The sequence below is a fragment of the Acidovorax sp. genome, assembly GCF_046339755.1.
Classification (GTDB): Bacteria; Pseudomonadota; Gammaproteobacteria; order Burkholderiales; family Burkholderiaceae_C; genus Acidovorax.
The window spans coordinates 1-26,368 of sequence record NZ_JBKDTZ010000176.1 but is presented as its reverse complement, the minus strand read 5'-3'; the positions used below and the strand labels follow the sequence as shown (position 1 = coordinate 26,368).

At 64.6% G+C, this 26,368-nt stretch carries 29 protein-coding genes; 16 read left to right on the top strand and 13 right to left on the bottom strand.

Annotated features, from left to right (window positions below):
* The 3 genes from ACK59X_RS14630 to ACK59X_RS14620 all read left to right on the top strand — a co-directional run.
* Window positions 1-268, top strand: a 268-nt coding sequence (locus tag ACK59X_RS14630; protein ID WP_409958168.1) for a hypothetical protein, incomplete at its 5' end; no start/stop codon positions are given.
* Entirely contained in the window at window positions 268-1,335 is a 1,068-nt protein-coding gene (locus ACK59X_RS14625) for an N-acetylneuraminate synthase family protein (RefSeq protein ID WP_409958166.1), read from the top strand. The genes ACK59X_RS14630 and ACK59X_RS14625, both read left to right, overlap by 1 nt.
* Window positions 1,336-1,342: 7 nt before the next feature.
* On the top strand, window positions 1,343-2,446 hold the full coding sequence (locus ACK59X_RS14620) for a glycosyltransferase family 4 protein (RefSeq protein WP_409958164.1): 1,104 nt from the start codon (window positions 1,343-1,345) through the stop codon (window positions 2,444-2,446).
* Here the strand turns inward: ACK59X_RS14620 and ACK59X_RS14615 are convergent.
* From ACK59X_RS14615 to rfbF, 6 genes are all read right to left on the bottom strand, one after another.
* Window positions 2,373-3,176: a class I SAM-dependent methyltransferase gene (locus ACK59X_RS14615; protein WP_409958162.1), complete on the bottom strand. Its 804-nt coding sequence runs from the start codon at window positions 3,174-3,176 to the stop codon at window positions 2,373-2,375. The two genes, ACK59X_RS14620 and ACK59X_RS14615, sit on opposite strands and share 74 nt — an antisense overlap.
* Window positions 3,177-3,268: 92 nt before the next feature.
* Window positions 3,269-5,077: a thiamine pyrophosphate-binding protein gene (locus ACK59X_RS14610; RefSeq protein WP_409958160.1), complete on the bottom strand. Its 1,809-nt coding sequence runs from the start codon at window positions 5,075-5,077 to the stop codon at window positions 3,269-3,271.
* A gap of 7 nt (window positions 5,078-5,084) precedes the next feature.
* Window positions 5,085-6,185 carry an NAD-dependent epimerase/dehydratase family protein gene (locus ACK59X_RS14605; protein ID WP_409958158.1) on the bottom strand — a complete coding sequence of 367 codons (1,101 nt, stop codon included), beginning with the start codon at window positions 6,183-6,185 and terminating at the stop codon, window positions 5,085-5,087.
* A complete protein-coding gene (gene rfbH, locus ACK59X_RS14600) occupies window positions 6,176-7,540 on the bottom strand; it encodes a lipopolysaccharide biosynthesis protein RfbH (protein WP_409958174.1) in 1,365 nt (454 codons plus the stop codon). Before rfbH ends, ACK59X_RS14605 begins: the two co-directional genes overlap by 10 nt.
* A 213-nt stretch (window positions 7,541-7,753) precedes the next feature.
* Complete coding sequence (gene rfbG / locus ACK59X_RS14595) at window positions 7,754-8,875, bottom strand: CDP-glucose 4,6-dehydratase (protein ID WP_409958156.1); 1,122 nt, start codon at window positions 8,873-8,875, stop codon at window positions 7,754-7,756.
* 10 nt (window positions 8,876-8,885) lie between these two features.
* Window positions 8,886-9,659, bottom strand: a complete 774-nt coding sequence (gene rfbF, locus ACK59X_RS14590) for a glucose-1-phosphate cytidylyltransferase (RefSeq protein ID WP_409958154.1) — start codon at window positions 9,657-9,659, stop codon at window positions 8,886-8,888.
* Between the two features lie 89 nt (window positions 9,660-9,748).
* On the opposite strand from rfbF, the gene ACK59X_RS14585 reads away from it, so the two are divergent.
* The 5 genes from ACK59X_RS14585 (at window position 9,749) to ACK59X_RS14565 (ending at window position 13,667) form a co-directional block, all read left to right on the top strand.
* The gene (locus tag ACK59X_RS14585; protein WP_409958152.1) at window positions 9,749-10,153 is read left to right on the top strand and encodes a GtrA family protein; all 405 of its coding nucleotides are present in this window, start codon (window positions 9,749-9,751) and stop codon (window positions 10,151-10,153) included.
* Window positions 10,150-11,457 (top strand): FAD-dependent oxidoreductase, encoded by a 1,308-nt coding sequence (locus ACK59X_RS14580; protein WP_409958150.1) that lies wholly within the window; start codon window positions 10,150-10,152, stop codon window positions 11,455-11,457. The genes ACK59X_RS14585 and ACK59X_RS14580 overlap by 4 nt, the downstream gene beginning before the upstream one ends.
* 26 nt (window positions 11,458-11,483) lie before the next feature.
* Entirely contained in the window at window positions 11,484-12,251 is a 768-nt protein-coding gene (locus ACK59X_RS14575) for an SDR family NAD(P)-dependent oxidoreductase (protein ID WP_409958148.1), read from the top strand.
* 119 nt (window positions 12,252-12,370) lie between these two features.
* Complete coding sequence (locus tag ACK59X_RS14570) at window positions 12,371-13,222, top strand: decaprenyl-phosphate phosphoribosyltransferase (protein WP_409958146.1); 852 nt, start codon at window positions 12,371-12,373, stop codon at window positions 13,220-13,222.
* 22 nt (window positions 13,223-13,244) lie between these two features.
* Window positions 13,245-13,667 carry a divergent PAP2 family protein gene (locus ACK59X_RS14565; RefSeq protein ID WP_409958172.1) on the top strand — a complete coding sequence of 141 codons (423 nt, stop codon included), beginning with the start codon at window positions 13,245-13,247 and terminating at the stop codon, window positions 13,665-13,667.
* Window positions 13,668-13,821: 154 nt separating this feature from the next.
* On the opposite strand, the gene ACK59X_RS14560 is transcribed toward ACK59X_RS14565, so the two are convergent.
* Together ACK59X_RS14560 and moaC are read right to left on the bottom strand one after the other, a co-directional pair.
* Entirely contained in the window at window positions 13,822-14,097 is a 276-nt protein-coding gene (locus tag ACK59X_RS14560; protein WP_409958144.1) for a hypothetical protein, read from the bottom strand.
* A gap of 452 nt (window positions 14,098-14,549) precedes the next feature.
* Window positions 14,550-15,062 (bottom strand): cyclic pyranopterin monophosphate synthase MoaC, encoded by a 513-nt coding sequence (gene moaC / locus ACK59X_RS14555; RefSeq protein WP_409958142.1) that lies wholly within the window; start codon window positions 15,060-15,062, stop codon window positions 14,550-14,552.
* Window positions 15,063-15,134: 72 nt separating this feature from the next.
* On the opposite strand from moaC, the gene ACK59X_RS14550 reads away from it, so the two are divergent.
* Window positions 15,135-16,694, top strand: coding sequence for a M48 family metalloprotease (locus ACK59X_RS14550; protein ID WP_409958140.1), 1,560 nt, complete (start codon window positions 15,135-15,137; stop codon window positions 16,692-16,694).
* On the opposite strand, the gene ACK59X_RS14545 is transcribed toward ACK59X_RS14550, so the two are convergent.
* From ACK59X_RS14545 to ACK59X_RS14535, 3 genes are all read right to left on the bottom strand, one after another.
* Window positions 16,662-17,015, bottom strand: coding sequence for a phage holin family protein (locus tag ACK59X_RS14545; protein ID WP_409958170.1), 354 nt, complete (start codon window positions 17,013-17,015; stop codon window positions 16,662-16,664). The two genes, ACK59X_RS14550 and ACK59X_RS14545, sit on opposite strands and share 33 nt — an antisense overlap.
* 99 nt (window positions 17,016-17,114) lie before the next feature.
* Window positions 17,115-17,579: a hypothetical protein gene (locus ACK59X_RS14540; RefSeq protein WP_409958138.1), complete on the bottom strand. Its 465-nt coding sequence runs from the start codon at window positions 17,577-17,579 to the stop codon at window positions 17,115-17,117.
* Window positions 17,580-17,667: 88 nt separating this feature from the next.
* Entirely contained in the window at window positions 17,668-18,402 is a 735-nt protein-coding gene (locus tag ACK59X_RS14535; protein WP_409958136.1) for a TerC family protein, read from the bottom strand.
* A 546-nt stretch (window positions 18,403-18,948) separates the two neighbouring features.
* Between ACK59X_RS14535 and ggt the strand changes: the two genes are divergently transcribed.
* The 3 genes from ggt to ACK59X_RS14520 all read left to right on the top strand — a co-directional run bounded on the left by ggt (window position 18,949) and on the right by ACK59X_RS14520 (window position 21,712).
* A complete protein-coding gene (gene ggt / locus ACK59X_RS14530; protein WP_409958134.1) occupies window positions 18,949-20,814 on the top strand; it encodes a gamma-glutamyltransferase in 1,866 nt (621 codons plus the stop codon).
* 95 nt (window positions 20,815-20,909) lie between these two features.
* Window positions 20,910-21,359, top strand: a complete 450-nt coding sequence (locus ACK59X_RS14525; RefSeq protein ID WP_409958132.1) for a DUF3717 domain-containing protein — start codon at window positions 20,910-20,912, stop codon at window positions 21,357-21,359.
* A 47-nt stretch (window positions 21,360-21,406) separates the two neighbouring features.
* Window positions 21,407-21,712 carry a DUF2007 domain-containing protein gene (locus ACK59X_RS14520; protein WP_409958130.1) on the top strand — a complete coding sequence of 102 codons (306 nt, stop codon included), beginning with the start codon at window positions 21,407-21,409 and terminating at the stop codon, window positions 21,710-21,712.
* Between the two features lies 1 nt (window position 21,713).
* Here ACK59X_RS14520 and ACK59X_RS14515 read toward each other — a convergent pair whose 3' ends face one another.
* Window positions 21,714-22,274, bottom strand: coding sequence for a YaeQ family protein (locus ACK59X_RS14515; RefSeq protein WP_409958128.1), 561 nt, complete (start codon window positions 22,272-22,274; stop codon window positions 21,714-21,716).
* Between the two features lie 85 nt (window positions 22,275-22,359).
* A complete protein-coding gene (gene purB / locus ACK59X_RS14510; protein WP_409958126.1) occupies window positions 22,360-23,739 on the bottom strand; it encodes an adenylosuccinate lyase in 1,380 nt (459 codons plus the stop codon).
* A 274-nt stretch (window positions 23,740-24,013) separates the two neighbouring features.
* On the opposite strand from purB, the gene ACK59X_RS14505 reads away from it, so the two are divergent.
* From ACK59X_RS14505 to ACK59X_RS14490, 4 genes are all read left to right on the top strand, one after another.
* Window positions 24,014-24,628, top strand: a complete 615-nt coding sequence (locus ACK59X_RS14505; RefSeq protein ID WP_409958124.1) for a glutathione S-transferase N-terminal domain-containing protein — start codon at window positions 24,014-24,016, stop codon at window positions 24,626-24,628.
* A 54-nt stretch (window positions 24,629-24,682) separates the two neighbouring features.
* Complete coding sequence (locus tag ACK59X_RS14500; RefSeq protein WP_007860766.1) at window positions 24,683-25,402, top strand: TetR/AcrR family transcriptional regulator; 720 nt, start codon at window positions 24,683-24,685, stop codon at window positions 25,400-25,402.
* A gap of 153 nt (window positions 25,403-25,555) precedes the next feature.
* On the top strand, window positions 25,556-26,119 hold the full coding sequence (locus ACK59X_RS14495) for a TRAP transporter small permease (protein ID WP_409958122.1): 564 nt from the start codon (window positions 25,556-25,558) through the stop codon (window positions 26,117-26,119).
* A gap of 29 nt (window positions 26,120-26,148) precedes the next feature.
* Window positions 26,149-26,368, top strand: a 220-nt coding sequence (locus tag ACK59X_RS14490) for a TRAP transporter large permease subunit (RefSeq protein WP_409958120.1), incomplete at its 3' end; no start/stop codon positions are given.

Sequence of the window (26,368 nt, the reverse complement as noted above, 5' to 3'; positions counted from 1 at the left end):
GTCAGATGCTGAGGGGCTCGTTCACCTCGGGGCGGCGGATGGCGTCAGCAAATATGCGTTCCTGCGCATGTTCGCGGAAGGCCTGGGGTATCCCGCCGAAGCCGTCGTGCGTTCCAGCGTCGGCGATGTTGCTTTCTCTGCTCCGCGCCCACACAACACGATCTTGCGCACGGGGCGGGCCAAGGAGCTGGGGCTCCACCCCCTGCCCAGCGTTGCGCAGGATCTGGCCCAATTTCTCACGGCTGGCGTGCCGGTCAAGGATTTGTGATGACTTTCGATACCGACCACTTCCGCATTGGAAACGATGCGCCCACGTATTTTGTGGCAGACATCGCCGCCAACCATGACGGCAGCCTTGAGCGGGCGCTCCATCTGATCGAGAAAGCCGCAGCCGCAGGAGCCAACGGCGCAAAGTTCCAGCACTTCACGGCAGGCCAGATTGTCAGCGACCGCGGTTTTCGCTCGCTGACCGGCAAGATGTCGCATCAGGCCGGCTGGAAGAAGTCGGTCTTCGAGGTCTATGAGGACGCCTCCCTGCCGCGCGATTGGACTCCGTCACTCAAGGAGACCTGTGATCGTTGCGGCATCGACTTCTTCTCCAGCCCCTACGACTTCGATGCGGTCGATCAGCTGGATCGGTATGTGTCGATGTACAAGATCGGATCGGGCGATATCAACTGGACCGAAATCGTCGAGCGGGTCGCCAGGACCGGCAAGCTGGTGATGCTGGCTACCGGCGCGTCGACCATTGGCGATGTGCAGCGTGCTGTGAATGCGGTGTTGCGTCACAACGAGAAGTTGGTGCTGATGCAATGCAACACCAACTACACGGGCAGTCTGGAGAACTTCCGCCACATCCATCTGAATGTGCTGCGAACGTATCGATCCATGTATCCGCAGATGGTGCTGGGCTTGTCCGATCACACGCCCGGCCACGCGACGGTGCTGGGTGCCGTGGCGCTGGGCGCGCGCGTCATCGAGAAGCACTTTACCGACGACAAGGGCCGCGTCGGCCCCGACCACGCTTTCTCCATGTCGCCGGCCGACTGGAAGGACATGGTCGACCGGACGCGCGAGCTGGAGAATGCGCTCGGCAGCGGCGACAAGTTCATTGCCGGCAACGAGACCCAGACCGCCGTGGTACAGCGGCGTTGCGTGCGCGCCGGCATCGACCTGAAAGCGGGCATGGTGCTGGGGCGCGAGCACCTGCAGGTTCTGCGCCCGGCTACGCTGGGGGGGATCGAGCCCAGCGAAATCGAGCGCGTGGTTGGCAAGAAGCTTCGGCAGGATCTGGCGTTTGGTGAGCACCTGTCCTGGGGCATGCTAGAGGATTAACGGCATCGTGAGGCTGGCGTACGTTTCGACCGGGCTGGGCGCGCACGATCAGCGCTTTTTGCGGTTGTTTCTCTCCGCAGGGCTGGCCCCTGTGTTCGTCTCCCTGAGCGAGCCGGTGGATGCCACGCACGTGCCGGATGGCGTCCCGCATTTCGAAGCACGCGATGTCGCGTCTTTGCGGCGCATTGTCTGCGACCCTGCCATCGAGGTCGTTGTGGCTGGCCCGGTGCCTACCTGCGGCCTGCAGGCCGCGCGCGCAGGCGCCCGCCCACTTATCCTCCTGTCATGGGGTTTCGACCTTTTGCGCGACGTGCCGCGTGATGCGCACGTCGCCCAGGCGGCGGTCGAGGCGCTGCGTGGGGCCTATGCCCTGGTGTGCGATTGCCAGGCGGTCCGCCATGCAGCCACTTCCCTGGGCATGCCCGGCGATCGCTGCATCGATCTGCCATGGGGGCTTGAGGCTCCTTTGCGCTCATGGGCTGGCGAGCCTGCCGCGTTGCGCATGCAGCCGGGCTGGCGGGACGCGATCCTGGTGGTGTCCGTACGTTCCTGGGAGCCCCTGTACCGGCTGGATACGGTGATTGAGGGGTTTGCCAAGGCCCACGCCGAAGACCCCCGTTTGCGGCTGGTGCTCGCGGGAGGGGGATCGCTCGCGCCCGAGGTGCAGCAACGGATTCTGCATCTGGGGCTTGCGTCGGCGGTGTACTGTCCCGGTCGACTGCAGCGCGAACAGCTGATGGCGCTGCATGCCGCGTGCGACCTCTACGTCAGCGCCAGCGAGGTCGATGGAACCTCCATATCGTTGCTGGAGGCCATGGCCAGCCGCCTGCCGGCCATCGTGTCCGACATTCCCGGCAACCGCGAGTGGGTGGTCCCCGGCCGCACTGGAGCACGGTTCCCCGTCGGCGAGGCCGACGCGCTAGCGTCTGCATTGCTCGAGGCCGCCCGGCTGCCACCAGCGTCCCGCGCAGCCATGGGCAATCAGGCTCGTGAGCAGATCATCCTGCGCGCTGACTGGGAGCGAAACGCCGAACGGCTCATTGCGCTGCTGCGCCAGGCGGCAGCCGACAGGCAAGCTGGAACAGATAGGTCGATTTTCCAGCTGTCGTGACGAACAGCTGTCCGCTGGAAACAACCTCCAGGCCGCACCGCTCCATCAACCGATGGAGCGAATCCTCGGAGAAAAAATTCACATGCTCGTGCCAGTGCCGCTTGTGAAGGTGCGGCTGGCTGGGCACGGTGCGGACCGTGTCTTCAAACGGGACCTCGACATAGAGCACGCTGTGCGTGTCCATCGCCGCGACGATATCGCGCAGGGTGTCTTCAGGGTAAGGGATGTGTTCCAGCACATTGCTGCACACCACCAGGTCGTAGGTGCTGCCCAGGGCTTGGCCATGGTCGACCCGGCGTGCTCCTGCCACCACCGGCTTGTCGCTGATGTCGTAGACATCGCACATCTGGCTGCGCCCACGGAATGGCGTGTTGCGTCCGGTATCGCCGCCCCAGTCCAGCACATGCGGCGTATCACCCACCAGCGGCCTCAGGAAGTGTTCTACTTCGGCGATGTAGGACACGCCCTGGTCCAGCTGCTGGTTGCGTGCGGCATAACCGGGCTCATAGTGCTCGCGCAGGCGCGTGTATTCGGCGCCCCGATAGCCGCAGTAGATGCCGGCCATCTCCGCTTCCGAGAAACGGATATCCAGGAAGAGCAGGCCGCATTCGGGACACCACAGGGACTTGCACACGGTGTAGGCCGTGCCGCTGGGGATGGTCTGCAGGCCCCAGCTTTCATCGATGACCGCAGGCTGCCATCCGAACGCGCGGTCGGCAACAAACGGCATGAGAATCGCGGGGTGGGACTCCAGGGTGCCACTGCCACAGCATACGCAGTGCCGCGCAACGCGCTCACGCGCCATCGGCGTTTGACCCGCCGTCACGGGCGTTCCTTGCGATTCGCTGGAATAAAGCGCGCGTTGTGGCGCGTTTCTTCGTCGGTCAGGTACGGGAACATGTTGTGCAGCACTCCCGATTCCATCGTGCCGTCTTCGTGGCGGCGGGACATCACGCGTGGAGAGCGGCTCTGTGCAGGGTCCAGCATCAGTTCGACGAGCACGGGCCCCGGTGTCGACATCGCTGCGTGCACGCCCTCGTCGATACCCCCGGTGTCGGCAACCTTGCGGTATTCCAGGCGGAATGCGCGGCATAGCGCCTCGAAGTCGGGGTTGGACACGCCGGAGGACGGGCCGGCGCCGACGTAGTGGCTCTGGAAGTAGTTCTTTTGCGTGGTCCGGATGGACTCGTAGCCCTGGTTGTTCAGCACGAAAATCTTGATGTCCATGGCGCCGTGGCCGATGGTCATCAGCTCTTGCACGTTGAACAGAATGCTGCCATCGCCCGTCACCAGTACCACGCGGCCCTCGGCTGCAGCCTGGCGCGCGCCGATCACGGCAGGCAGATCCCAGCCCATGGCTCCGAAGTTGATGTTGGTATAGAGCCGCTGGCCAGGCTTGTTGGCGAACGTCTGGAACGATGACCAGGCGTCGAGCGAGTTGCCGGTCAACAAGGTGTCGCCGGCGCCCATGTGCTCGCCCAGGCGGGCAAAGAAGTGATAGCTGTTGACGGGGTCTTGCGGTGCGGGGTGAACTTCCAGCGGAGAGTAGCGCTCCCACCATTCATCGCAGGCATCCAGCCATGCCGGAGCGCATCGCCAGCCATGCAGCTGGGCGGCCAGTTCCTCCATCACCGGCCCGACGTCCTGCACCAGGCGCAGCACGGGCTCTGGCCTGGCCTTGTCGATCTCGTGCGGGTCCACATTCACCATGAGCACATCGGCGCCTGGTGCAAAGCCATCGGTGTTGAAGCCGATGACCGAGACCGACATGCTGGAGCCCAGGCCGAGTACCAAGTCCGCGTTCTGCGCCACGAAGTTGGCGCGGCGCTGGCCCAGCGGGCCGAAGCGGCCGTAGAAGGCCGGGTGTTCTTCGTACAGCAAGTCGGATGCGCCGATGGGCACCACCACGGGCACACCGGTCTGCGTGACCAGGCGATCCAGCGCCGGGTGCGCATTGGCCAGGTGGATGCCGTTGCCCCCCACGATAACAGGCCTTTCCGAGGCTCGCAGCCGCTGCGCAATGGCGCGCACCTGTTCCTTGTCGGCAGCGCTGAGGCTGCGAGGGGCCTGGACCGGAGGCTCGAATCCGGGGAGCGCGTCCCAGTCGATCATGGCGCCCTGCACGTCCAGCGGCACGTTGATCCAGACAGGGCCGGGCCGGCCACTGCGCGCCGTGTACACGGCCTCTTCCAGCGTCGCCCGAATGTCTTGCGGACGCATCACGGTGCGGAAGAACTTGGTCACCGGCCGTGCCATGTCGTCGATGTTGATTTCCTGCGGCCCCATCTGTCGCACGTGCCGGTAGTCGGCGATCAGGTCGGTGCGCACCTGGCCTGAAATCACGAGCACGGGAATCGAGTCCACCCACGCGCCAGCGATGGCCGACAGCGCATTGGTGCTGCCCGGGCCGGTGGTGACCAGGCACACGCCCAGGTTGCCGCTTCGACGTGCATACGCCTCGGCCGCAATCGCGCAGGCTTGCTCGTGGTAGTTGCAGACATACTGCAGCCCGGGCTCGCGACCGAACGAGTCGAGCAAGTGCATGATGCCGCCACCCGAGACGGTGAAAAAGTGATGCACGCCCTGGTTCGCCACAAACCGGGCGACGGTGTCGGAAAGTTTTTCAGGCATAGGTGATTCAGAGTTTCTGTCCGTTCAAGGCGTAGTCGCGATGCCACGCAAACATGCGTCGCAGTCCTTCATCGAGGTCGACGGTGATCTGCAAGTCCAGCTCGTTCATGGCCCGCTGGACGTCGGGGATGTAGCGTTCGGGCGGGCGACCCGGTGTGGGGGGGGTGAGCACCTGGATGTTCGGCGCATGCGCATCACCCGATGCGGTGCGCACGCGCGCTGCCAGCTCCGCAATGGACACTGCGTGGGGCGAGCCGACGTTATAGACGGCGCCACTGCGGCCGCGGAACAGCAGGTGCCAGAGCCAGGTAGCCATGTCCAGGCCGTACAGGTAGGAACGCAAGGGGGTGCCGTCTCCCTGGATGGTGATGGCGCGGCCCGCCAAGGCGTCTGCCACAAAGTTGCCGGCCGCAAAACCGGAATCCAGTGGCAGGAAGGGGCCGGAGAAGGCGAAGCAACGCGCCGAGACACCATGGATCCATTGCGCCGCGGCCTGGCAGTTGAGCAAGACCTCGGCTGCACGCTTGCCATGGCCGTACGCCAGTTGCACGCGCTCGCAATCCGGGGCGATCAGGTCTGTTTCGGCCAGGCACTCCAGTTCTGCAGGCTGTCGGCCGTAGACCGCGCCCGAGCTCAGAAACAGGAATCGCGTTTCGCGGCGATGTCCGCAGGCCTCCAGCAGCCGTTGTGTGCCGATGACGCTGGTCATCAGCATGCTGCCCGGCGCAGGATTGTCGAGGCGCACATTGGTTTCCGCAGCTCCGTGCACGACAAAGTCATGCGGGCCCGCAGGCAATGGGTCGCTGACCACGTCGGCCTGGAAGAACGTGACGTTCCGGTGTGCGGACCAGAGCGGCCGCAAGGCGCGCAGCCGGTCCACGTTTCTGGCGACGATCGTCAGCCGAAGGCCAAGGTCCAGGCGCGCATTGGCCCACAACAAGGTTTCCACCAGCCAGGCACCGATGAAGCCCGAAGCGCCCGTTAGCAACACCTGTGCGCCAGCGGCTGTGCGCCACAGCCCGTCTGTCTGGTCCAGGACGGCGTTCAGGTCTCGCTGTGGCAGTTGCCAACCCGCAAGCGCCGCGTCGCCATCCGTGTTCAATCCCATGTCAGTCCGAGGTAGCCGGTAATGGTGTGCGCCATGTAGCGCAGCTGCTCTTCGCTCAGGCCCGGCCAGATGCCGATCCACAGGGCACGCTCCATGAGGATATCCGCACGGGTCAAGGGTCCTGGCGCACGCCATTGCCGGCCGGCGAAGTAGGGCTGCCTGACAAGGTTGCCTGCGAACAACAAGCGTGTGCCGATGCCTTGTTGCTCCAGGTAGGCGGTCAATTCATTGCGTGTGCAGGGCGCTTCACTCTTGAGCGTGATCAGGAAGCCGAACCACGACGGGTCCGCACCGGCCTCGCAGCCCGGAAGCTCAAGGAACTGGTCCGCACCGGCTTCCTGCAGGAGCGACAGGAGCATGGCATGGTTGCGCTTGCGCGCCTCCACGAAGCCCTTCAGCCTGCCCAGCTGGGCCACGCCGATGGCCGCCTGCATGTCGGTGATCTTGAGGTTGTAGCCCGCGTGGCTGTAGGTGTACTTGTGGTCGTAGCCTTGGGGCAACTGGCCCAGCTTCCAGCAGAAGCGCTGGCCGCAGGTGTTGTCCTTGCCCGGCGGGCAATAGCAGTCGCGGCCCCAGTCGCGGAAGGACTCGGCGATCTTCATCAGCAGCGGGTCGCGGCTGAACACGGCGCCGCCTTCACCCATGGTGATGTGGTGCGCGGGGTAGAACGACAGCGTGCCGATGTCGCCGAAGCTGCCGCACAGCTGGCCGTCGAGCGTGGAGCCGAAGGCGTCGCAGCAGTCCTCCACCACCCACAGCCCGTATTTGCGCGCGATGCGCATGATTTCGCGCATGTCCATGGGGTTGCCCAGGGTGTGGGCGGCCATGATGGCCTTGGTGCGCGGCGAGATGGCGGCTTCGATCAGCGACGGGTCGATGTTGCCGGTGGCCAGGTCCGAGTCCACAAAAACGGGCACCAGGCCGTTCTGGAGAATGGGGTTGACCGTGGTGGGAAAGCCGGCGGCCGCCGTGATCACTTCGTCGCCCGGCTGCAGCGCGCGCGCGCCCAACAGCGGTGAGGTCAAGGTGGACAGCGCGACCAGGTTGGCCGATGACCCGGAATTGACGGCGATGGACCGCACGGCGCCGAAGTAGCGCGCAATGTCCTGCTCGAACTGATCGGAATACCGGCCGGCCGTGAGCCACAGGTCCAGGCTGGCGTCCACCAGATTCTCGGCCTCGGGCTCGCCCACCACCTTGCCGGACGGCGGAATCTTGCTCTTGCCCGCCTCGAAAGGCGCGCGGGCCAGCTGTGCGCCGCGTGCGTGCTCGCGGGCATTCTGGCGTGCAAAGGCGCGCAGCAGGCGGTCGGCTTCGATCCAGGGCAGCCGGGCGGTTGCCTCCAAGGCATCCACGGGAAGCACTTCGAGCCTCTGCAGGCCCTGTGCGGCATCGTCTGCGCCCAGCGGTTGGCCGGCAGGAAGGGCGAAACCCATGGCATGGTGGCCGATGACCTGGCACACGATGAATTCGCGGCCGTCGCGGTGCTTGGCACGGGAATGGTGGAGGGTGGCGCCAGTGGCGGGGGTGGTGTCTGCAACTGCCATTTTTGTCAATTCGGCGCCCGATCAGCGCGCGGAAACGTAAGAACGTCCGTGGGTGTAGTGTTCGATCTGACGCAGGGTCTCGGCTGCGGTCTCGGCAGGCTGGCCCTTCAGCAAGGCGCGCTGCCAGTCGATGGTCGCCAGCACGGCCTCGCGTGCCGTCCAGCGGGGAGACCAGCCCAGTTCCTGGCGGGCCTTGGCGCTGTCCAGCATCAGCGTTCCCGCCTCGTGGGGCTGTTGGCCTGCGGGCGGGTACTGCACGGCCGCGCCATCGCCCCATTGCACAGCTGCCGCTTCGGCCAGCCAGCGCGTTGTGCAGGCATCGCCTGCAGGGGGTCCGAAGTTGTAGGCCTGGGCATAGGAATCGCCCTGCTCATGCAGAATGCGTGCCAATCGCAGGTAGCCTGAAAGTGGTTCCAATACATGCTGATAGGGGCGGACGGAATCTGGTCGGCGCACAAGTGCAGGCTTGCCGCTGGAGAACGCGTTCATCAAGTCGGGCAGGATGCGGTGGGCTGCTCCATCGCCTCCACCAATCACATTGCCGGCGCGAGCACTCGCCACCCGAATCCCCGTCTTGGTCCCGAATGAACTGCGCCAACTGGCCAGCAGAATTTCCATGGCAGCCTTGCTGGCTGAATAGGGGTCATGCCCCCCCAGCACATCATTTTCTCTATAGCCCCAAGCCCATTCGCGGTTCTCATAACACTTGTCGCTGGTGACGCCAACGATGACAGCAGGGCGGCCATGGCGCGCCATCGCTTGCAAGACGTTGAGCGTACCCATGACATTGGTGTTCCAGGTCTGCTCGGGCAAGGCATACGAATCCAACACAATGGCCTGTGCAGCCAGGTGCAGCACAACACTCGCGTCGGCCTGCTTCACAGCTGCATGCAGCGCAGCTTGGTCGCACACGTCGCCACGCAGGTCCGTGAAGCTGCCTTGGGCCAGCATGGGCCACAAAGCTTGCCAGGCCGGCGATTCATAGGCCGGAGCTGGCAGGCTGAAGCCTGTCACCTCAGCACCCAGATGATGCAGCCACGCCGCAAGCCACGCCCCTTTGAAGCCGGTGTGGCCGGTCAACAGAACCCGGCGGGTACGCCAGAATTCCCTGTCCGCCACGCTGTCAGCGCCTCCATGATTCATGCGTGCGGTCTCAATTCCATGTTTTCCATGGCGCAGAGTTGGCGGACCAGAGCTCTTCCAGTCGGGTCTTGTCGCGCAGCGTATCCATGGGCTGCCAGAATCCCGCATGCCGGAAGGCCGCCAATTGGCCGTTATGCGCCAATGATTCGACGGGTTCGGCCTCCCACATGCAGTCCTTGGCAGGGATGCGCGCCAGCGCCTTGGGCGAAAGCACGAAGAAACCAGCATTGATCCAGCCGCCGTCGCCGATAGGCTTCTCGACGAAGCCACGCACATCGTCACCGTTCAAATCAACGGAGCCAAAACGTCCGGGTGGCTGCACTACCGTCACCGTAGCCTCACGCCCCTGCGCGCGATGGAAGGCCAGCAGGGCACGGATGTCGATGTCGGCCACACCGTCACCGTAAGTCAAGCAGAAGTCTTCGTGGGGGTCCAGATAGTTCGCCACACGACGCACGCGTGTCGCCGTCAGTGTGTCCTCGCCCGTCTCCACCAAGGTCACTTTCCAAGGCTCACCCACCTGGCGGTGAATTTCGATGCCACCATCACGCAGGTCCACCGTGATGTCAGAGAGATGCAGGCGCTGGTTGATGAACCATTCCTTGATCTGGTAGCCCTTGTAGCCCAGGCAAACGATGAACTCATTGACACCATGCGCCGCGTAGATTTTCATGATGTGCCAGATGATCGGCATACCACCGACCTCAACCATGGGCTTGGGTTTTGCAGTGGTTTCCTCAGATAACCGAGTGCCCTTGCCTCCCGCAAGAATGATGGCTTTCATTGTTCGATACCACAAGATGAAGGGGGAGCCTTGTAGTATATGCCGCATGATTGGGGATGCAGTTCCTAGAATGCCACCCATCTTTGACGATGCCGATCTACCTCCTCTACGCTCTACTGGCTGCTTTTGCAACGGGTGCCAACATAGTTTCTCAGGACGCACTGCTGCGCCTTTACGACGGGCCAGGTCATCTATGGGCCTCCGTGGTGTTTGGCACTGCGGTTGGGCTGATGCTGAAGTATGTATTGGACAAGCGCTACATCTTCCGCTTCCGGGCGCGCAATGCTGCGCATGAGGGCCGCACCTTCGCTCTGTATGCGGCCATGGGATTGGTGACAACGGCCATCTTCTGGGGCTTTGAATTTGCCTTTCATGCCTGGTTCGATGGCGCGCGCAGCATGCGCTACCTGGGTGGAGTCCTCGGCTTGGCGCTGGGCTATGCCGCCAAATACCAGATGGACAAGCGCTACGTGTTCACTGGATCGGCGGCATGATTCCCATCCGCTCCTGGGGGCGGCTGAATGCTGGTGCGCACCACGTTGTTCCGCTGCACGACCCGGCGCGCGTTCCGCACGAACTGCAGACACACGGCCCCGGCATCGCCTACGGCAACGGACGCAGCTATGGCGACGAATGCCTCAATCCCGGCGGGGTCTTGTGGCACACGGCCGGGCTGGACCGTCTGAGCCACTGGAACCCGGATACCGGGGTGCTGACCTGCGAGGCCGGTGTGCTCCTGCAAGACATCCAACGCCTTTGCGCGCCCCGCGGCTGGATGCTGCCTGTCACGCCGGGTACTCAGCTGGTAACGGTGGGCGGCGCAATTGCCAACGACGTGCACGGCAAGAACCACCACGCTCTGGGCAGCTTTGGCGACCATGTGCTGCGGCTGTGGCTCGCACGCAGCAATGGCGAGCTGATCGAATGCAGTCCCACGCAGCAATCACCGTGGTTTGCCGCCACCGTGAGCGGAATGGGGCTGACCGGCGTGATCGTGGGCGCCGAACTGCAACTGCGCCGCGTGGCAGGGCCCTGGCTGGATACTGAAACCATTCCGTACGGCGGCCTGGACGAGTTCTTTGCGCTGGCTGATGGCAGCGAGGCGGGTTGGGAACACACCGTGGGGTGGATCGACTGTCTTGCGGGTAGTGCTTCTTCGGACGTGCGTGGCATCTTCATGCGGGCGAATCCCTCGGCGGCCACACGGGGGCCCATGCCTCAGGCACGAGAGCGGCGCATGCCATTCACACCGCCCATCTCGCTGGTCAACCGGCTGACACTCCGGCCTCTCAATGCCGCCTACTACCATCTGCAGCGCAGGCGGGCGGGCCTGGCACTGCAGCACTACGAGCCGTTTTCATATCCGCTGGACGGCTTGCTTGAGTGGAATCGCATGTATGGCCCGCATGGCTTCTACCAATACCAGAGTGTGGTGCCTTCCCATGCGAGGCGGGATGCCACCCATGCCATGCTGCGCGAGATTGCGCGCAGCGGCGAGGGCTCTTTCCTGGCCGTGCTCAAGACGTTTGGCCAGCGCAGTGCCCGGGGCATGTTGAGCTTTCCCCGGCCAGGAACCACTCTGGCACTGGATTTTCCCAACCGGAACGAGCGCACCTTGCGCTTGCTCGACCGCCTGGATGCTATCGTCGTGGAAGCGGGCGGTGCCTTGTATCCGGCGAAGGACGCACGCATGCCGCGTCACGTCTTTGAGGCAGGCTATCCACGCTTGCATGAATTTTTAGCGATGCGCGACGCAGGCATGTCATCCGCCATGTCGCGACGGCTTCTTGGGAGTTGAGTTTGAAACCATCCGATTCGCAGCCTGTGCAGACACTTTCACAACAAAGGCGCATCGTCATCGTGGGCGCCACTTCAGCCATTGCCGAACATTGCGCGCGCTTGTGGATACAGGATGGCGCCGTCGATTTAATGCTCATCGGGCGCAACGATGAGCGCCTGCGCCGCGTGGCCGACGATCTTGCCGTACGCTCGCCCGCATCCCGTATCGAGTGCCTGAGTGCTGACTTTACCGATGACGCAGCCATCGAGCGTGCCGTAGCCACAGCTTGTGCCCGGGGAAAGCCCGATGTCGTACTGATCGCACACGGCGCCCTGCCCGACCAGGCGGCCTGCCAGGCCGATTTGCATGCATGCCACAACGCCCTGGCGATCAATGGCATCTCGCCCGCATTGTATGCCGAAGCCTTTGTCTCTCACATGCACAGCGCTGGCCCGGCCAGTCTGGTTTTGATCGGCTCGGTAGCAGGAGATCGGGGCCGGCAGTCCAACTACGTCTATGGGGCTGCCAAGGGCTTGCTGGACCGCTATGCGCAGGGTTTGCGGCACCGGCTGGCCTTGGGCCGCAGCTCCCTGAAGGTCATACTGGTCAAGCCAGGCCCCACAGCCACGCCCATGACGGCACACCTGGTCGCGCAGGGCCAGTCGCTGGCGCCTGTGGAGGCGGTGGCCCAGGCCATCATTGTGGGGGTGGCGCAAGGCCGTGCCGTGATTTACGCACCGGGCAAGTGGCGCATCATCATGCTGGTGATTCGCTGCTTGCCCAGCATGATCTTCCATCGAATGAAAATCTGAATGATGGGAATAGATATGGCGTGCGCTGAAATACCAATGGGCCGATGCCAATATGCGCCCTGTGAACCGGTTGCCCCTGGGATGGCGCCGGCCGTCATGGATGCCATCAGGGAACTGCGATGAACCAGTTGCCTGGACTGTGGAAACTGGTGCGGCCGCGGCAATGGATCAAGAACAGTTTCGTACTCGCGCCGCTCGTGTTTGCAGGAGAGTTTGCGAACCGCCATGCCATTGGACAGGCGCTGCTTGCAATGGTGCTGTTCTGCGTAGCGTCCTCAGCGGTGTACATAGTCAATGACATCCGGGATATTGAGCGCGACCGACGCCACGCCAAGAAGCGCCACACCCGCCCACTGGCCTCGGGTGCTGCGTCGGTACCGGCCGCACTGGCGCTGCTTGCCGTGCTGTACGGCGCGCTGGTGCTGGGCTGGTTCGTGCAACCAGCCGCAGTTGCAGTGATCTGCGGCTACCTGGCGCTCAACCTGGCCTACAGCTTCTGGTTCAAGCACCAGCCGGTACTGGACATCTTCAGCATCGCTTTCGGCTTTGTGCTGCGTGTGTATGCGGGCGCGCAGGCCCTGGCAGTGCCCGTGTCGTCCTGGATGTTCGTCACCACGCTGTGTCTTGCGCTGTACCTGGCAGCCGTCAAGCGGCGGCAGGAGTTGAGCCAGAGCGGCAGCGAGGGACGTGAAGTGCTGCAACGCTATACCGTCGCATTAGTGGACCGGTATGCCGAGATGGCAGCCACAGGGGCGCTGGTGTTCTACAGCATGTTTGTCATGTCGGCGAAGCCAGATTTGGTCATCACCGTGCCGGTGGTTCTGTTCGGACTGTTCCGCTATTGGTTCGTGGTCGAGAAATTGGAAGGGGGGGAATCGCCAACCGACGCACTACTGTCCGATGGGCCGTTGCTGGCCACCGTGCTGGTGTGGGTTGGTGCCTGCCTGTGGGTTTTGTGGCCCGCTTCATGAAGAGGACGGGTTTGCCATGTTCATTGATTTTTCTTATGCATTGACCCCCTTTGTTGCATGGTTCGCAGCGGGAACATTGAAATTCATCGTAAATAGCGCCAAAGCCGGCCAATGGGCTTTCGGTCTGATTGGATATGGCGGCATGCCCAGTACGCACAGCGCGATTGTCAGCAGCACTGCCGCACTCATCGGGCTTCGTGAGGGAGTTGATCACCCCGCGTTCGGTGTGGCGGTGACGCTGGCCTTTGTCGTCATGCTGGATGCCAACAGCCTGCGCCGGCAGGTTGGCAAGCATGCCGAAGCGATCAATCGAATAGCCAGACAAGCGGGCTCCAAAGGGGAGATCGCCCTGCGCGAGCGCATGGGACACAGCCCATGGGAGATCGCAGCGGGCATCTTGGTGGGAGTGTGCGTTGCAGCCTTGATTCACATGGGGGGCGCATGAGCAGCCCCTGCGGCCTGGGGATAGGCTGGCGGGTTATGCGCTGAGCCTCCCATTCAAACTGAATGCCATCAGGATCACAGGCAGCGCATACGATGGCGATGGCCCGCCTGGGCGGTTTTCGAGGTGCCAGTCAGGCTCCCAGGCCTCTCCAAGATCACTCTTGCGTCATTTCCAACGCTATTGCTGTTAGAAGACGGCGTTGCAATTCGTAATCGCCTGTAGAAACCACATTTTTTCCGAGGGTGGCGTCGGCTCGGGTGATCTCTCCCCATTCTTGATCATGCGCATGGCTCAGATAAGCAGCGGATAGTGCAATATCGTTGAACTTCGCCCGGAATTCCTTGTTTTCACTGCCTTTGTTGATCCATTGAGTGCCCAGGCTCTTCATGCCTGAATGGCTCTGTTGCACAACCCGGCTTTCGCTATCCACGCGGCTCCTGCTGCCATGCCCCCCATGAATATGGCCAGGACCAATGCTTGCGCATACGCTGCATGACCAAGGAAGAGGCCCAGGTAGTGAGACCATATGGACTGGTAGATCAGTCCGGCGAAGCCCGATAGAACAAAGATCGCAAACAGCCAGAATCGGGCACGATGAGGTGAAGGGTTTTTTTGACGGAGGTTCCCGTGTCGAGCAATCAAAATTCAACTTGCCGAGCAAGAAAAGTGCCTTGCGGCGCTTGCAGCCAAGGCCCGTACACGGGCCTCAGGCGCAGTAAGGCCGGCCTCGCATTGCACGCGCCAGATGCGCAATCTGGTAGTTCGCATGGCTTGTCTCTGGAAAGCCTGCAACTCCTCTGTTTTTCTCGACATTTTTGTTAGGTGCGTGCGGATTCAGACGCGACGGACCAGTCGCCTTGGTCGCTGCGTTATCGACCGCGTTCAACATGGAATGGCTCTGTCAAAACTTCCTGACTTGCCTCCTCGCTTTTCCATCACACGGACCCCCTCGATCGACATTCCTCTGTCCACCGCCTTGCACATGTCGTAAATCGTCAGCAGGGCGACCTGCACCGCCGCAAGCGCCTCCATCTCAACCCCGGTGGGCCCAACGGTCTCCACGGTCGCAGTGCATGCGATCCCGATAGCTCCTGGATATTGCACAGCCGCCACCTCAAACTGCACCGCCACCCGCGTCAGCGCCAGCGGGTGGCACAGCGGAATCAGATCGCTGGTCTTCTTCGCCGCTTGGATGCCGGCTATCCGGGCTATGCCCAGCACGTCGCCCTTTTTGGCGGTGCCGGTGTCGATGATGGCCAGCGTGGCAGGCTGCATCTCGATGCGGCCGGTGGCGACGGCGATGCGGTGGGTGGCGGGTTTGGCGCCCACGTCCACCATGTGGGCCTGGCCCTGGGCGTCGAAGTGGGTGAGTGTGGTCGGATCGGGCTTGGACATGGAACTGGCAATTTCTTGGTAACCAGTTGAATCGCTGGGGAAACACTGGGGCGTCAGGGCATCATACGGTCCATGCGGAAATTCCCAAGCAAAGCGACCTTCCCTGGCCGCAACGAACGGGCGCGGGTGCATGCGGCGCTGGCGTCTGTGGTGCTCGCCCTGGCCTGCAGCGCGGCCCTTCTTCCGGTGCGAACGGCCCATGCCCAGCTCCCTACCCTGGGCGATGGCAGCGAACTCACCACCAGCGGCGAGCGGCGCCTGGGCGACCGCATCATCCGCGAGCTGTACCGCGACCCGGACTACATCGACGACGCCGTGCTGTCCGAGTATGTCCAGAGCCTGTGGCTGCCGCTGATGGACGCTGCGCGCAAGCGCGGCGAGCTGTCGCCGGAAATGGACGAGCGTTTCGCCTGGGAGATCCTGCTCGGGCGCGACCGCACGGTGAATGCCTTTGCGCTGCCGGGCGGCTACCTGGGCGTGCACCTGGGCCTCATCGGCGTAGTGGCTTCGCGCGACGAACTGGCGTCGGTGCTGGCCCATGAACTCAGCCACGTCACCCAGCGCCATATCTCGCGCCTGATCGCCCAGCAGAGCAAGCAGACGCCGCTGCTGCTGGGTGCCATGATCCTGGGCGCCCTGGCCGCCAGCAAGAACCCGGGCGCCGCCCAGGCCATGGTGGTGGGCGGCCAGGCGCTGGCCATGCAGAACCAGCTGAACTTCTCGCGCGACATGGAACGCGAGGCGGACCGCATCGGCTATGGCCTGATGGAGCCCGCCGGGTTTGCCCCGCAGGGTTTCGTGAGCATGTTCGACAAGCTGCAGCAGGCCAACCGCATCAACGACAACGGTTCCTGGCCCTACCTGCGCAGCCACCCGCTGACCACCCAGCGCATGGCCGATATGCAGTCGCGTCTGCCGCCCGGCAAGGCACAGCAGCCCGCCCCTCCTTCCAGCCAGGAGCATGCCATGGCCTCCGCGCGGGCGCGGGTGTTGTCCAACCCCGGGGTCGACACCCTGCGCCAGTGGATCGCCGAAGCCGGTGGCACCGGCTTCGCCAGCCAGAGCGCACCGCGCAAGGCCGCCATCCTCTATGCCTCGGCGCTGGGCAGCAGCCAGTTGCGCGATGCCAAGGCCGCGCGCACGACGTGGACGCTGCTGGAGGCGCAGGTGCGCGGCGATGCGCCGGCCCAGCGGCTGGCGCAGTTGCTGAAGGCGGAAATCGAACTGGCTGCCGGCGATGCCGAAGCGGCCCTGGCCGCGCTGCCTGCGGGTGCCGGCGAGCACCGGCCGGAACTGCTGCTGCGCACCCGGGCGCTGCTCAAGGCCGGACGTTCGGGCGAAGTCACCGCTGCGCTGCAGACCTGGATCGCCAACCATCCCAGGGATGCCACGGTCTGGCAGCTCATGGCCACGGTCTGGCAGGCCAACGGCCAGCCCCTGCGTGCCATCCGCGCCGAAGCCGAGGCCCATGCCACCCGCTATGACTACCAGGCAGCGGTGGACCGTTTCAAGGCGGGCCAGGACCTGGCGCGGCGCAGCGGCCCGGCAGCGGACCATTTCGAGGCGTCCATCATCGACACCCGCCTCAAGGCCATGGAATCACTGCTTCGTGAACAGGCCGCCGAGCGCTGATTCGATCACCACGCCCAGCAGGGAGTAGATCAGCGAGCCGATCAGCGCGGCAGCAAAGCCCGTCACCTGGAAGCCGTCCAGCACACTGGCTGCGGCCCAGAACATGAGGGCGTTGATGACGAAGAGGAAGAGCCCGACCGTCACGATGGTCACGGGCAGGGTCAGCACCACGAGGATGGGACGCAGGACCACATTGAACAGGCCGATCACGAAGGCCGCAATCAGCGCCGACGGAAAGCTCTGCACCACCACACCGCTGTAGACATAGGCCACGAACAGCAGCGCTGCGGCGCTGAGCAGCCATTTCAGAAGAAGTCGGATCATGGGCCACAGGATAGCACCGGCCTGTGGCAAGGGGGTGGGCGGGGGCCGGCGCAGCACGCCGGCCCCTGCCCACCCCGAAAGCGAAGTGCTTGCCTGCTACTCGGTGCCCACCACCATGAGCAGCCCCACGCTGGCGAACAGGCTGCTCAGCGTGCCCGGCAGCGACCAGCGCCCGCCGGGCGGCACGGCAGCGCCGGTCTCGGGGGCCGCCACGTCGAGCTTGGGCCGGCGCGCATCGACCACCTGGGCCTTGGTGCTGCCCATCTCGGCCTGCAGCTTGTCCGTCAGCTCCGGCAGCGGGCCCTTGGCCAGCACCGTGGTGACGTGGTCGGGGTGGGCGCGCAAGCTGGGCACCACCTGGGCAAACAGCTTGTCGGCCCACTTGGCGCGCCAGTTCTCGCGCGCGCTGTGGCTCACCCACTTGCTGATGCGGTGGGTCATGCGGGGTGCGCATGCCACCAGTACCCAGTGCGTATTGCCCGCCGAGCCGCGCGCAAACAGGGGCGCGAGGATCTGCTGCGCATGGGCTGCGTCGTCCACGTACACGATGACTTTGTCCATAAGGCTAACTCCCTTGTCAGGGGCCGCATCGGGGCGCCCGGCGGGCGCCCCATGGTCAGCCCATGGGATTACTGAACTACAAGACCGCTCAACCATGCTCCGCGGGGGTGGCGGCAGCGGTACGGCGTGCCAGAACCATCTTGCCGACAGCCAGCACCAGCAGGGCACCGGCCACGCTCGCGCCATAACGGATCACATCGGTTTGCGGGATCTTGAGCATCCACTGCCACTTGTCGACATTGGCGAAGACCGGGTCGGTCACCAGCATGCCGCCGGCGATCCAGCCCAGCAGCATGCCGCCTGCCGTGATGATCAGGGGGAAGCGTTCCATGAGCTTGATGACCAGCTGGCTGCCCCAGACGATGATCGGGATCGAGATCAACAGGCCCAGCACCACCAGCAGGAACTGGTGCTCGCCGGCGTTCTGTGCGGCACCGGCGATGGCGATCACGTTGTCCACGCTCATCACCAGGTCGGCCACGATGATGGTCTTGATGGCGGCCAGCAGCTTGTCGCTGCCCTGCACGTCGCCATGGCCATCTTCATCGGGGGCCAGCAGCTTGACGCCGATCCACACCAGCAGGATGGCACCCACGAACTTGAGGAAGGGCAGCGCCAGCAAGGTCATGGCGAAGGCGATCAGGATCACGCGCAGGATGATGGCACCTGCGGTGCCCCAGATGATGCCCTTGGTACGCTGGGCAGGGGGCAGCTTGCGGCAGGCCAGGGCAATCACCACCGCATTGTCGCCACCCAGCAGGATGTCGATGATGATGATCTGTCCCAGTGCAACCCAAAACTCGGGCGAAGCCAAAAATTCCATAAATTCCTCAATATCAGTGGGCAAAAGGAAGGCTTGGCGCCAATGTAGCGCCAAGTCCATCCGGGGGATAGAGGGCCTGCGGTCGGAGGATCAAGGGCTCGCCCGCGTTGCGCGGGTTGGTCGAAATCGGGGAGGCGGCCTTGATCAGCCCACAGAAGGGCCCATCAAAGGTCTTGCTCGATCCGGCGCCTGGTGCGCACGCCGGACCCGGGCTGCCGGAAGCGATGCTTCGTACTGACGACAGGCCGATGCCACGCGGGTGCAACACCCCTGCAGGGTGGGCTGTACATGCGCGGCGGGAGCTACTCCCCTTCGAAGCCGCAATTGGACCATCGCACGGCCATGAACGCAAGCCCTGCAGAGGGTGGAGAGCACGGCTCCAAGGGATAACGAGCACATGCAGCTCCACATGCCAGGATGCCGTTTTTTTGCCTGGACGCTGTGACAGAACCGTGACTATCATGTGTTTCTTCGCAGTGCGCTTGCGCCGTGGGCGCGGGCTGCATCCATCCCCTCCTGCTCTTCACTGGACCGAGGACCACACCCATGACCATCTCCACCACCGGGCGCCGCTGGCGGCTCGCCCTGCTCAGCGCCGCCGCCGTGGCCGCACTGGTTGCCTGCGGAGGCAACGACGACACCCCTCTCGCCGAGCCGGTGGAGCAGTACGTGCCGCCCGAACCGCCCTCGGGCTACACGCCCAAGGCCATCGCCTATGCCAACAAGGACATGGTCGCTGCCGCCAACCCCCTGGCCGTGCAGACCGGCAGGGACATCCTGGCCAAGGGCGGCAGCGCCATCGATGCGGCCATTGCCGTGCAGATGGTGCTCAACCTGGTGGAGCCGCAGTCGTCGGGCATCGGCGGTGGTGCCTTCATGCTGCATTTCGACAAGGGTGCCAACCGGCTGCTGGCCTATGACGGCCGCGAGACCGCGCCCATGGCCGCCACGCCCAACCTGTTCATCGGTGCCGATGGCAATCCGCTGGCCTTCCTGACCGCCGTCGATGGCGGCCTGTCGGTCGGCACGCCTGGCGTCTTGCGCATGCTCGAAGCTGCACACAAGGCCCATGGCAAGCTGCCGTGGAAGGACCTGTTCGATCCCGCCATCAAGCTCAGTGAAGACGGCTTCGCGATCTCCGAGCGCATGAGCGTCTCCATTGCTGGCTCGGCCGCGCGCATCAAGGCGCAGGGCGAGCCCGGCGCCAGCTACTTCCTCCGGGCCGATGGCACGGCCAAGCCCACCGGCACCCTGCTCAAGAACCCCGAGCTGGCCGCGACCCTGCGCGCCATTGCCGCTGGTGGTGCGGATGCGTTCTACAAAGGCGCCATCGCGGCCGACATCGTTGCCAAGGTCACGGGGCATCCCACCAACCCCGGCAAGCTCGCGCTGTCCGACCTGAACAACTACACCGCCAAGGTGCGCGAGCCCGTGTGCGGCGTCTACCGCACCAAGTACCGCGTCTGCGGCATGCCGGCCCCCAGCTCTGGCGGCATCGCCGTGCTGCAGACCCTGGGCATGCTCGAGAGCTTCGACCTCGCGGCGATGAAGCCCAACACGCTCGATTCGGTGCACGTGGTCTCCGAGGCCTACCGCCTGGCCTATGCCGACCGCGCGCTCTATGTAGCCGACCCGGACTTCGTGTCCGTGCCCCAGGCCGGCATGATCAATGCCGACTACCTCAAGGGCCGCGCGCGCCTGATCGACATGCAGCGCAGCATCGGCACGCCGGTGGCTGGCACGCCGCCCGGGGTGGTCGCCGCGCGTGGTGCCGACAGCTCCCTGAACCTGCCCTCCACCACCCACCTGTCCATCGTGGACAGCTCGGGCAATGCCGTGTCGATGACCACCACCATCGAGAACGGTTTCGGCAGCCTGCAGATGGTGCGCGGTTTCCTGCTCAACAACCAGCTCACCGATTTCTCGTTCACGCCCACGGACTCGGCCGGCAAGGCCATCGCCAACAGCGTTCAGCCCGGCAAGCGGCCACGCAGCTCCATGGCGCCGACCATCATCTTCAATTCCGCCACCGGCGACTTCGAAGGGGCCATCGGTTCGCCGGGCGGCAGCGCCATCATCCAGTACACGGCCAAGAGCATCCTGGGCATGACCGACTGGGGGCTGAACGTGCAGCAGGCCATCAACCTGCCCAACTTCGGCGCGCAGACCAATGCCACCACCTCCATCGAGAAGGGCTCGGTGATCGACACCTCAGCCATCCGCGACGGCTTGCGCGCGCGTGGCCACACCGTGGCGCAGACCGACACCTTTGCCAGCGGCCTGCACGGCGTGGTGTTCAACGGCGTGCGTGCCAACGGCACCCCTGGTCTGCTCTCGCGCAACCCCGCCGCGGGTACCTACGCCGGTGGCGCCGATCCGCGCCGCGAAGGCATTGCGCTGGGCAACAACTGAGCCGGATGGATTAACCCCCCTGCCCGCATGCCGGGCCAGGCCGGTTATCCTCCGGGCCCCCGCCAGGCAGAAGCTGGCGGGGGCTTTTTCTCTCTATGCCCTCGTCCCGCATCCACATCACCGACATCGAAGCCGCCATCAACCACTGGCGCGCGCGTTTCCCGTCGCCCGACGGCTTTACCCTGGCGCCACAGACCCGCGCCCTGGCCCGGGTGTACGCGCTGATGGTGTTCGGTCACGAGGACGAGATCGATGAGGCGGACTTTCCCCTGGAAGCCCTGGCCGCATGGCAGGGCTGGTACGAGACCACGCCCGATACCCCGTGCATCGCCATCTGCTCCACCAGCCAGGGCGATGACCAGTGCAAGGGCTGCGGGCGCAGCTTCGACGAGGTGCAGCACTGGCTGGCCTACACCCCGGCCGAAAAGCGCAGCGTGTGGCGCCGCATCACGCTGGAGCATTCCGCCTGGCGCTTCAACCGCTATGCCGAGCGCGCTGCGGAGGGCCCCTCCACCGTGGGACAGCCCGCCGTGGCGGAGAGCTGAGCCGCGTCCCACTGTACGCCGTGCGCCCAAACCGGTATGGTGGGGCCATGCTGCGACTGACCCAGGCCCCCAACATCGCGATCGCCACGGTCTGGGCCGACATCCTGTGCGAGGCCGGCATGAGCGCATCGGTGCAGCGCCAGTACCTGGGCGCTGCCGCTGGCCACCTGCCGCCCGACCAATGCCTGCCAGAGATATGGCTCGAATACGACGAGCACGCCGCCCGTGCACGCACCCTGCTGCAACAGCTGCAGCAGATTCCCCAGCGCCGCTGGGTGTGCCGCTGCGGTGAAATGGTGGAGGGCGGCTTCGAGCAGTGCTGGCACTGCGGCGCCCTGATGCCCTTGGACTGAGTTACTTCCAGCGCACCGGCTCCACGACCACACTGCCCAGGTTGCTGCTCAGCGTCAGGGCGCCTTCCTGGATGGTGGCCTGCAGCTGCATGCTGCGCTCGGCCAGGGCCGCCAGGGCCTGCGAGGCCTCGGTGGGGATACGCCAGACCTGCAGTTTTTCCAGGCGCGAGAGCTTGTTCTCGATGCCTTTCCACCAGACCTCGGCCGCGTGGTTGAAGCAGTACACGACCACGCTGTCGGCCTTGCTGCAGGCCTTGGTGAGCGGCTTGTCCTCGGGCTGGCCGACCTCGATCCACACCCGCTTGCGCCCTGTGAAGTCGGTCAGCGAGGCGTCCGGGTCATCCGGGTCCGACAGCCCTGCGCCAAAGGCCAGGGTGGCGTCCCCGTTGCAGATGTCGTTGAGGTCGTGCGCGTGGATGGCCAGCGCCGCCAGGCGCACCATCATGCGCTCGTCGGTCTCGCTCGGATGGCGTGCCAGCGTCAGCGCGTGGTCGGCGTAGTAGCCGTGGTCGATGTCGGCGATCTGCAGATGCGCCTTGAAGATGGTGGATTTGATGGCCATGCAGCCTCACTGGGAAATAGGATGGAGACCGCAGCCGGCACGCTGTGCCGGTGGGCGAGGGCCTTGACGGAAAATGGCGGGCTGCTTACGCCCTGCGGGCCAGTGCGGCGGCCTTGCCGGTGTAGCTGCGCGGCGTCATCGCCAGCAAGCGGTCCTTCTCTTCCTGGGGAATCTCCAGCGAGCGGATCAGGCCGTGCAGTGCCTCGGCCGTCACGGTCTTGCCGCGCGTGACTTCCTTGAGCTTCTCGTATGCGCCCTGCACACCATAGCGGCGCATGACGGTCTGGATGGGCTCGGCCAGCACTTCCCAGGCAGCGTCCAGGTCCTCGGCCAGGGCCTCCTCGTTGAGTTCGAGCTTGTTCAGGCCGGTCAGCAGCGAGGCATAGGCCAGTGCGGCATACCCCAGGGCCACGCCCATGTTGCGCAGCACCGTGCTGTCCGTCAGGTCGCGCTGCCAGCGGCTGATGGGCAGCTTTTCCGAGAGGTGGCGCAGCAGCGCGTTGGCCAGGCCCAGGTTACCTTCGGCGTTCTCGAAATCGATCGGGTTGACCTTGTGCGGCATGGTGCTGGAGCCGATCTCGCCGGCCTTCAGGCGCTGCTTGAAGTAGCCCAGGCTCACATAGCCCCAGATGTCGCGCGACAGGTCGACGAGGATGGTGTTGGCGCGGGCCACGGCGTCGAACAGCTCGGCCATGTAGTCGTGCGGCTCGATCTGGATGCTGTAGGGCTGGAAGGTCAGGCCCAGGCCCAGCGGCTCGGGCGTCTCGATGACCTTCTTGCTGAAGGCCTCCCAGTCGAACTCGGGCCAGGCCGACATGTGGGCGTTGTAGTTGCCCACGGCACCGTTCATCTTGCCCAGGATCTTCACGGCGGCAATGCGGTCGCAGGCGGCCTGCAGGCGCACCACCACGTTGGCCATCTCCTTGCCCACGGTGGTGGGGCTCGCGGTCTGGCCGTGCGTCCGGCTGAGCATGGGCACGTCGGCATAGGCGTGCGCCATCTCGCGCAGCTTGAGGACCACGCGGTCCAGGCCCGGCAGCACGACCTGGTCGCGGCCCGAGCGCAGCTGCAGCGCGTGGCTGGTGTTGTTGATGTCTTCGCTGGTGCAGGCGAAGTGCACGAACTCCGCAGCCTTCTCCAGTTCGGGGCGCGCCTCGAACTTGCTCTTGATCCAGTACTCCACGGCCTTCACGTCGTGGTTGGTGGTCTTCTCGATGTCCTTGATCGCGGCCGAATCGGCCTCCGAGAAATTCTTTACCAGGCCCAACAGGTAGGCGCGCGCACCCGTGGTCAGCGGCTTGAACTCGGCGAAGCCCGCGTCCGACAGCGCGATGAACCAGGCCACCTCCACCTGCACGCGCCGGTGCATGTAGCCGTGCTCGCTCATGATCGGGCGCAGCGCGGCCAGTTTGTTGGAATAGCGGCCGTCGAGCGGCGACAGGGCGGTGATGGTTGACAGGCTCATGGACCCGGATTGTAGGCGCCACGCGCGGGAAAACCCCGATCCTGGCCATTGCAGGGCCGTCCGGCCGGCGGCATGGGGCTGTGGATGCAAGTGTTGCAAATCTGCACCAAATCGGCCCGCACGCAGGCCATTTGCCCGTGTGCGGGCGCCGCTCGGGCCTTTGTCACCCATTTGCGGGGGCATGCCGGGCCGGTCCCTCGGGCGCCAGCCGATAGAATCGGTCGCGTACCCGTACCGTTGTCACGCATCCCCGCGCACTGGAAGAAATCTCGCCATGAAATTGATCGGAGCCTCCGCCAGCCCTTATGTACGCAAGGTGCGCGTCGTCATGGCCGAAAAGAAGCTCGACTACCAATTCGTGCAGGAAAACGTCTGGGCCGATGACACCACCATCGCCACGTCCAACCCCCTGGGCAAGGTGCCCTGCCTGGTGATGGAGGGCGGCGAAGCCGTGTTCGACTCGCGCGTGATCGTCGAGTACCTGGACACCCTCTCTCCCGTCGGCAAGCTCATTCCGAGCCAGGGCCGCGAACGTGCCGAGGTCAAGACCTGGGAGGCCCTGGCCGACGGGGTGGTGGATGCCGCCATCCTGGCCCGCCTCGAAGCCACCTGGGCCCACCGCAAGGACAGCGAGCGCAGCCAGGCGTGGATCGAGCGCCAGATGCGCAAGGTCAACGACAGCCTCAAGTCCATGAGCCAGGGCCTGGGCGACAAGCCTTATTGCAGCGGCATCCACCTGAGCCTGTCGGACATCGCCGTGGGCTGCGCCCTGGGCTGGCTGGAGTTCCGTTTTCCCGACATCGCCTGGCGCAGCGAGTACCCCAACCTGGGCAGGCTGATGGACAAGCTCATGCTGCGCCCGAGCTTCGCGGACACCAAGCCCTCCTGATCCAGCAAGCCGGAGGGGCCGGCCGGGCCGGCCCTTGCCGTATGCTTGGCGCATATGGACGAAACGGTTCAAAACACCCCGCCTTCTGCCGGTGACAGCCGCCCGGCACGTCAGCGCGCTGCGCGCGAGGCGGCGGCCACGCCTGGTGCCGAGCGCGTGCGCGTGAACGACCCCGACCGCACCATGGCCAACATCCTGCAGGTGGCCACGGCGGAGTTCGCGGACAAGGGTCTGGCCGGTGCGCGCATCGACGAAATCGCGGCGCTCACCAGCACCAGCAAGCGCATGATCTACTACTATTTTGGTAGCAAGGAAGGCTTGTACGTAAGGGTACTCGAAGAAGCCTACCGTCGCATCCGGCAGATCGAATCGGACCTGCACCTGGAAGACCTGGCGCCCGAGCAGGCCTTGCGCACCCTGGTCGGCTTCACCTTCGACTACCAGTTGGCCAACCCCGACTTCATCCGCCTGGTGATGAACGAGAACATGCACCGGGGCGAGTACATCAGCCGTTCCACGACCATCCAGGAACTCAACATCCCGGTCATCCACGCCGTGCACAAGGTCTACCAGCGCGGTGTGGCCGCGGGCGTCTTCCGCCCCGATGTGGACCCGGTCGATCTGCACATGTCGATCTCGGCCCTGTGCTTCTTCAACGTCTCCAATCGGCACACCTTCGGCGCCATCTTCAAGCGCACCCTCGATGCCCCCGCCGCCATGGCCGAGCGCCGCGCCTCCATCGTCGAGATGATCGTGCGCTTCCTGCGGCCCTAGCCACATCGGTCCCTTTGGACTGCCCGCCCTGCCGAAAAGGAGCGGTGTGCGTTGCTGTGCCCGTGTGGCGCAGTGGCAGGGTTTGCACCTAGATTAAATACTAACCAGTTCGTACAAAATATTTTCCATACCGAACAAGAACGGAGACACACCATGTTTGCACTGGCCGATCGCGTGCTGCGGGGATACACCCGTGTGCTGGACGTGCTCTCGGGCGCCTGTCTGGCCGTCATGGTGGTGCTGGTCTTCGGGAATGTGGTGGCGCGCTACGCCTTCAATTCGGGCATCACGGTGTCCGAGGAACTCTCGCGCTGGCTCTTCGTGTGGTTGACCTTCATGGGCTCCGTCGTGGCGTTGCGGGAGCGCGGCCACCTGGGCACGGACATGCTGGTCGCGCGCCTGCCCGCCGCCGGCAAGCGCGCCTGCCTGGCGGTGGCGCAACTGGCGATGCTGTACGTGTCGTGGCTGCTGTTGTCGGGCAGCTGGGCGCAGATGCTGATCAATTGGGAGACCGAAGCGCCGGTGACGGGTGCTTCGGTCGCCATCTTCTATGCCAGCGGGGTGCTCATGGGGGGCTCGGGCATCGCCATCCTCTTGCGCGACTTGCTGCGCACGCTGTTCGCACCCCTGTTGGAGCAGGACCTGGTCATGGTCCAGGAAAGCGAAGAGCTGGCCGCCCTCGGGCAACACGGCGATGACGCGCCCAAGCGCCCCTGACCCCAAACGGCCCAAAGGACACCTACCCCATGACCGTCGCCATCTTCCTCGGTTCGCTGCTGATCGCCATGGCGATCGGCGTTCCCATCGCCTATGCGCTGCTGCTCAGCGGCGTGGCCCTCATGTGGCACCTGGACCTGTTCGATGCGCAGATCCTGGCCCAGAACGTCATCAACGGGGCCGACAGCTTTCCGCTGCTGGCCGTGCCCTTCTGCATGCTGGCCGGTGAGATCATGAACGTCGGAGGCC

Bases quoted from the DNA above. Each gene is read 5' to 3' on its own strand.
- ACK59X_RS14625 (WP_409958166.1), top strand. From the start codon at position 268: ATGACTTTCGATACCGACCACTTCCGCATTGGAAACGATGCGCCCACG.
- ACK59X_RS14615 (WP_409958162.1), bottom strand. From the start codon at position 3,176: ATGCCGTTTGTTGCCGACCGCGCGTTCGGATGGCAGCCTGCGGTCATC.
- ACK59X_RS14610 (WP_409958160.1), bottom strand. From the start codon at position 5,077: ATGCCTGAAAAACTTTCCGACACCGTCGCCCGGTTTGTGGCGAACCAG.
- ACK59X_RS14605 (WP_409958158.1), bottom strand. From the start codon at position 6,185: ATGGGATTGAACACGGATGGCGACGCGGCGCTTGCGGGTTGGCAACTG.
- rfbG (WP_409958156.1), bottom strand. From the start codon at position 8,875: ATGAATCATGGAGGCGCTGACAGCGTGGCGGACAGGGAATTCTGGCGT.
- rfbF (WP_409958154.1), bottom strand. From the start codon at position 9,659: ATGAAAGCCATCATTCTTGCGGGAGGCAAGGGCACTCGGTTATCTGAG.
- ACK59X_RS14585 (WP_409958152.1), top strand. From the start codon at position 9,749: ATGCCGATCTACCTCCTCTACGCTCTACTGGCTGCTTTTGCAACGGGT.
- ACK59X_RS14580 (WP_409958150.1), top strand. From the start codon at position 10,150: ATGATTCCCATCCGCTCCTGGGGGCGGCTGAATGCTGGTGCGCACCAC.
- ACK59X_RS14570 (WP_409958146.1), top strand. From the start codon at position 12,371: ATGAACCAGTTGCCTGGACTGTGGAAACTGGTGCGGCCGCGGCAATGG.
- moaC (WP_409958142.1), bottom strand. From the start codon at position 15,062: ATGTCCAAGCCCGATCCGACCACACTCACCCACTTCGACGCCCAGGGC.
- ACK59X_RS14550 (WP_409958140.1), top strand. From the start codon at position 15,135: ATGCGGAAATTCCCAAGCAAAGCGACCTTCCCTGGCCGCAACGAACGG.
- ACK59X_RS14540 (WP_409958138.1), bottom strand. From the start codon at position 17,579: ATGGACAAAGTCATCGTGTACGTGGACGACGCAGCCCATGCGCAGCAG.
- ACK59X_RS14535 (WP_409958136.1), bottom strand. From the start codon at position 18,402: ATGGAATTTTTGGCTTCGCCCGAGTTTTGGGTTGCACTGGGACAGATC.
- ggt (WP_409958134.1), top strand. From the start codon at position 18,949: ATGACCATCTCCACCACCGGGCGCCGCTGGCGGCTCGCCCTGCTCAGC.
- ACK59X_RS14525 (WP_409958132.1), top strand. From the start codon at position 20,910: ATGCCCTCGTCCCGCATCCACATCACCGACATCGAAGCCGCCATCAAC.
- ACK59X_RS14520 (WP_409958130.1), top strand. From the start codon at position 21,407: ATGCTGCGACTGACCCAGGCCCCCAACATCGCGATCGCCACGGTCTGG.
- ACK59X_RS14515 (WP_409958128.1), bottom strand. From the start codon at position 22,274: ATGGCCATCAAATCCACCATCTTCAAGGCGCATCTGCAGATCGCCGAC.
- purB (WP_409958126.1), bottom strand. From the start codon at position 23,739: ATGAGCCTGTCAACCATCACCGCCCTGTCGCCGCTCGACGGCCGCTAT.
- ACK59X_RS14505 (WP_409958124.1), top strand. From the start codon at position 24,014: ATGAAATTGATCGGAGCCTCCGCCAGCCCTTATGTACGCAAGGTGCGC.
- ACK59X_RS14500 (WP_007860766.1), top strand. From the start codon at position 24,683: ATGGACGAAACGGTTCAAAACACCCCGCCTTCTGCCGGTGACAGCCGC.
- ACK59X_RS14495 (WP_409958122.1), top strand. From the start codon at position 25,556: ATGTTTGCACTGGCCGATCGCGTGCTGCGGGGATACACCCGTGTGCTG.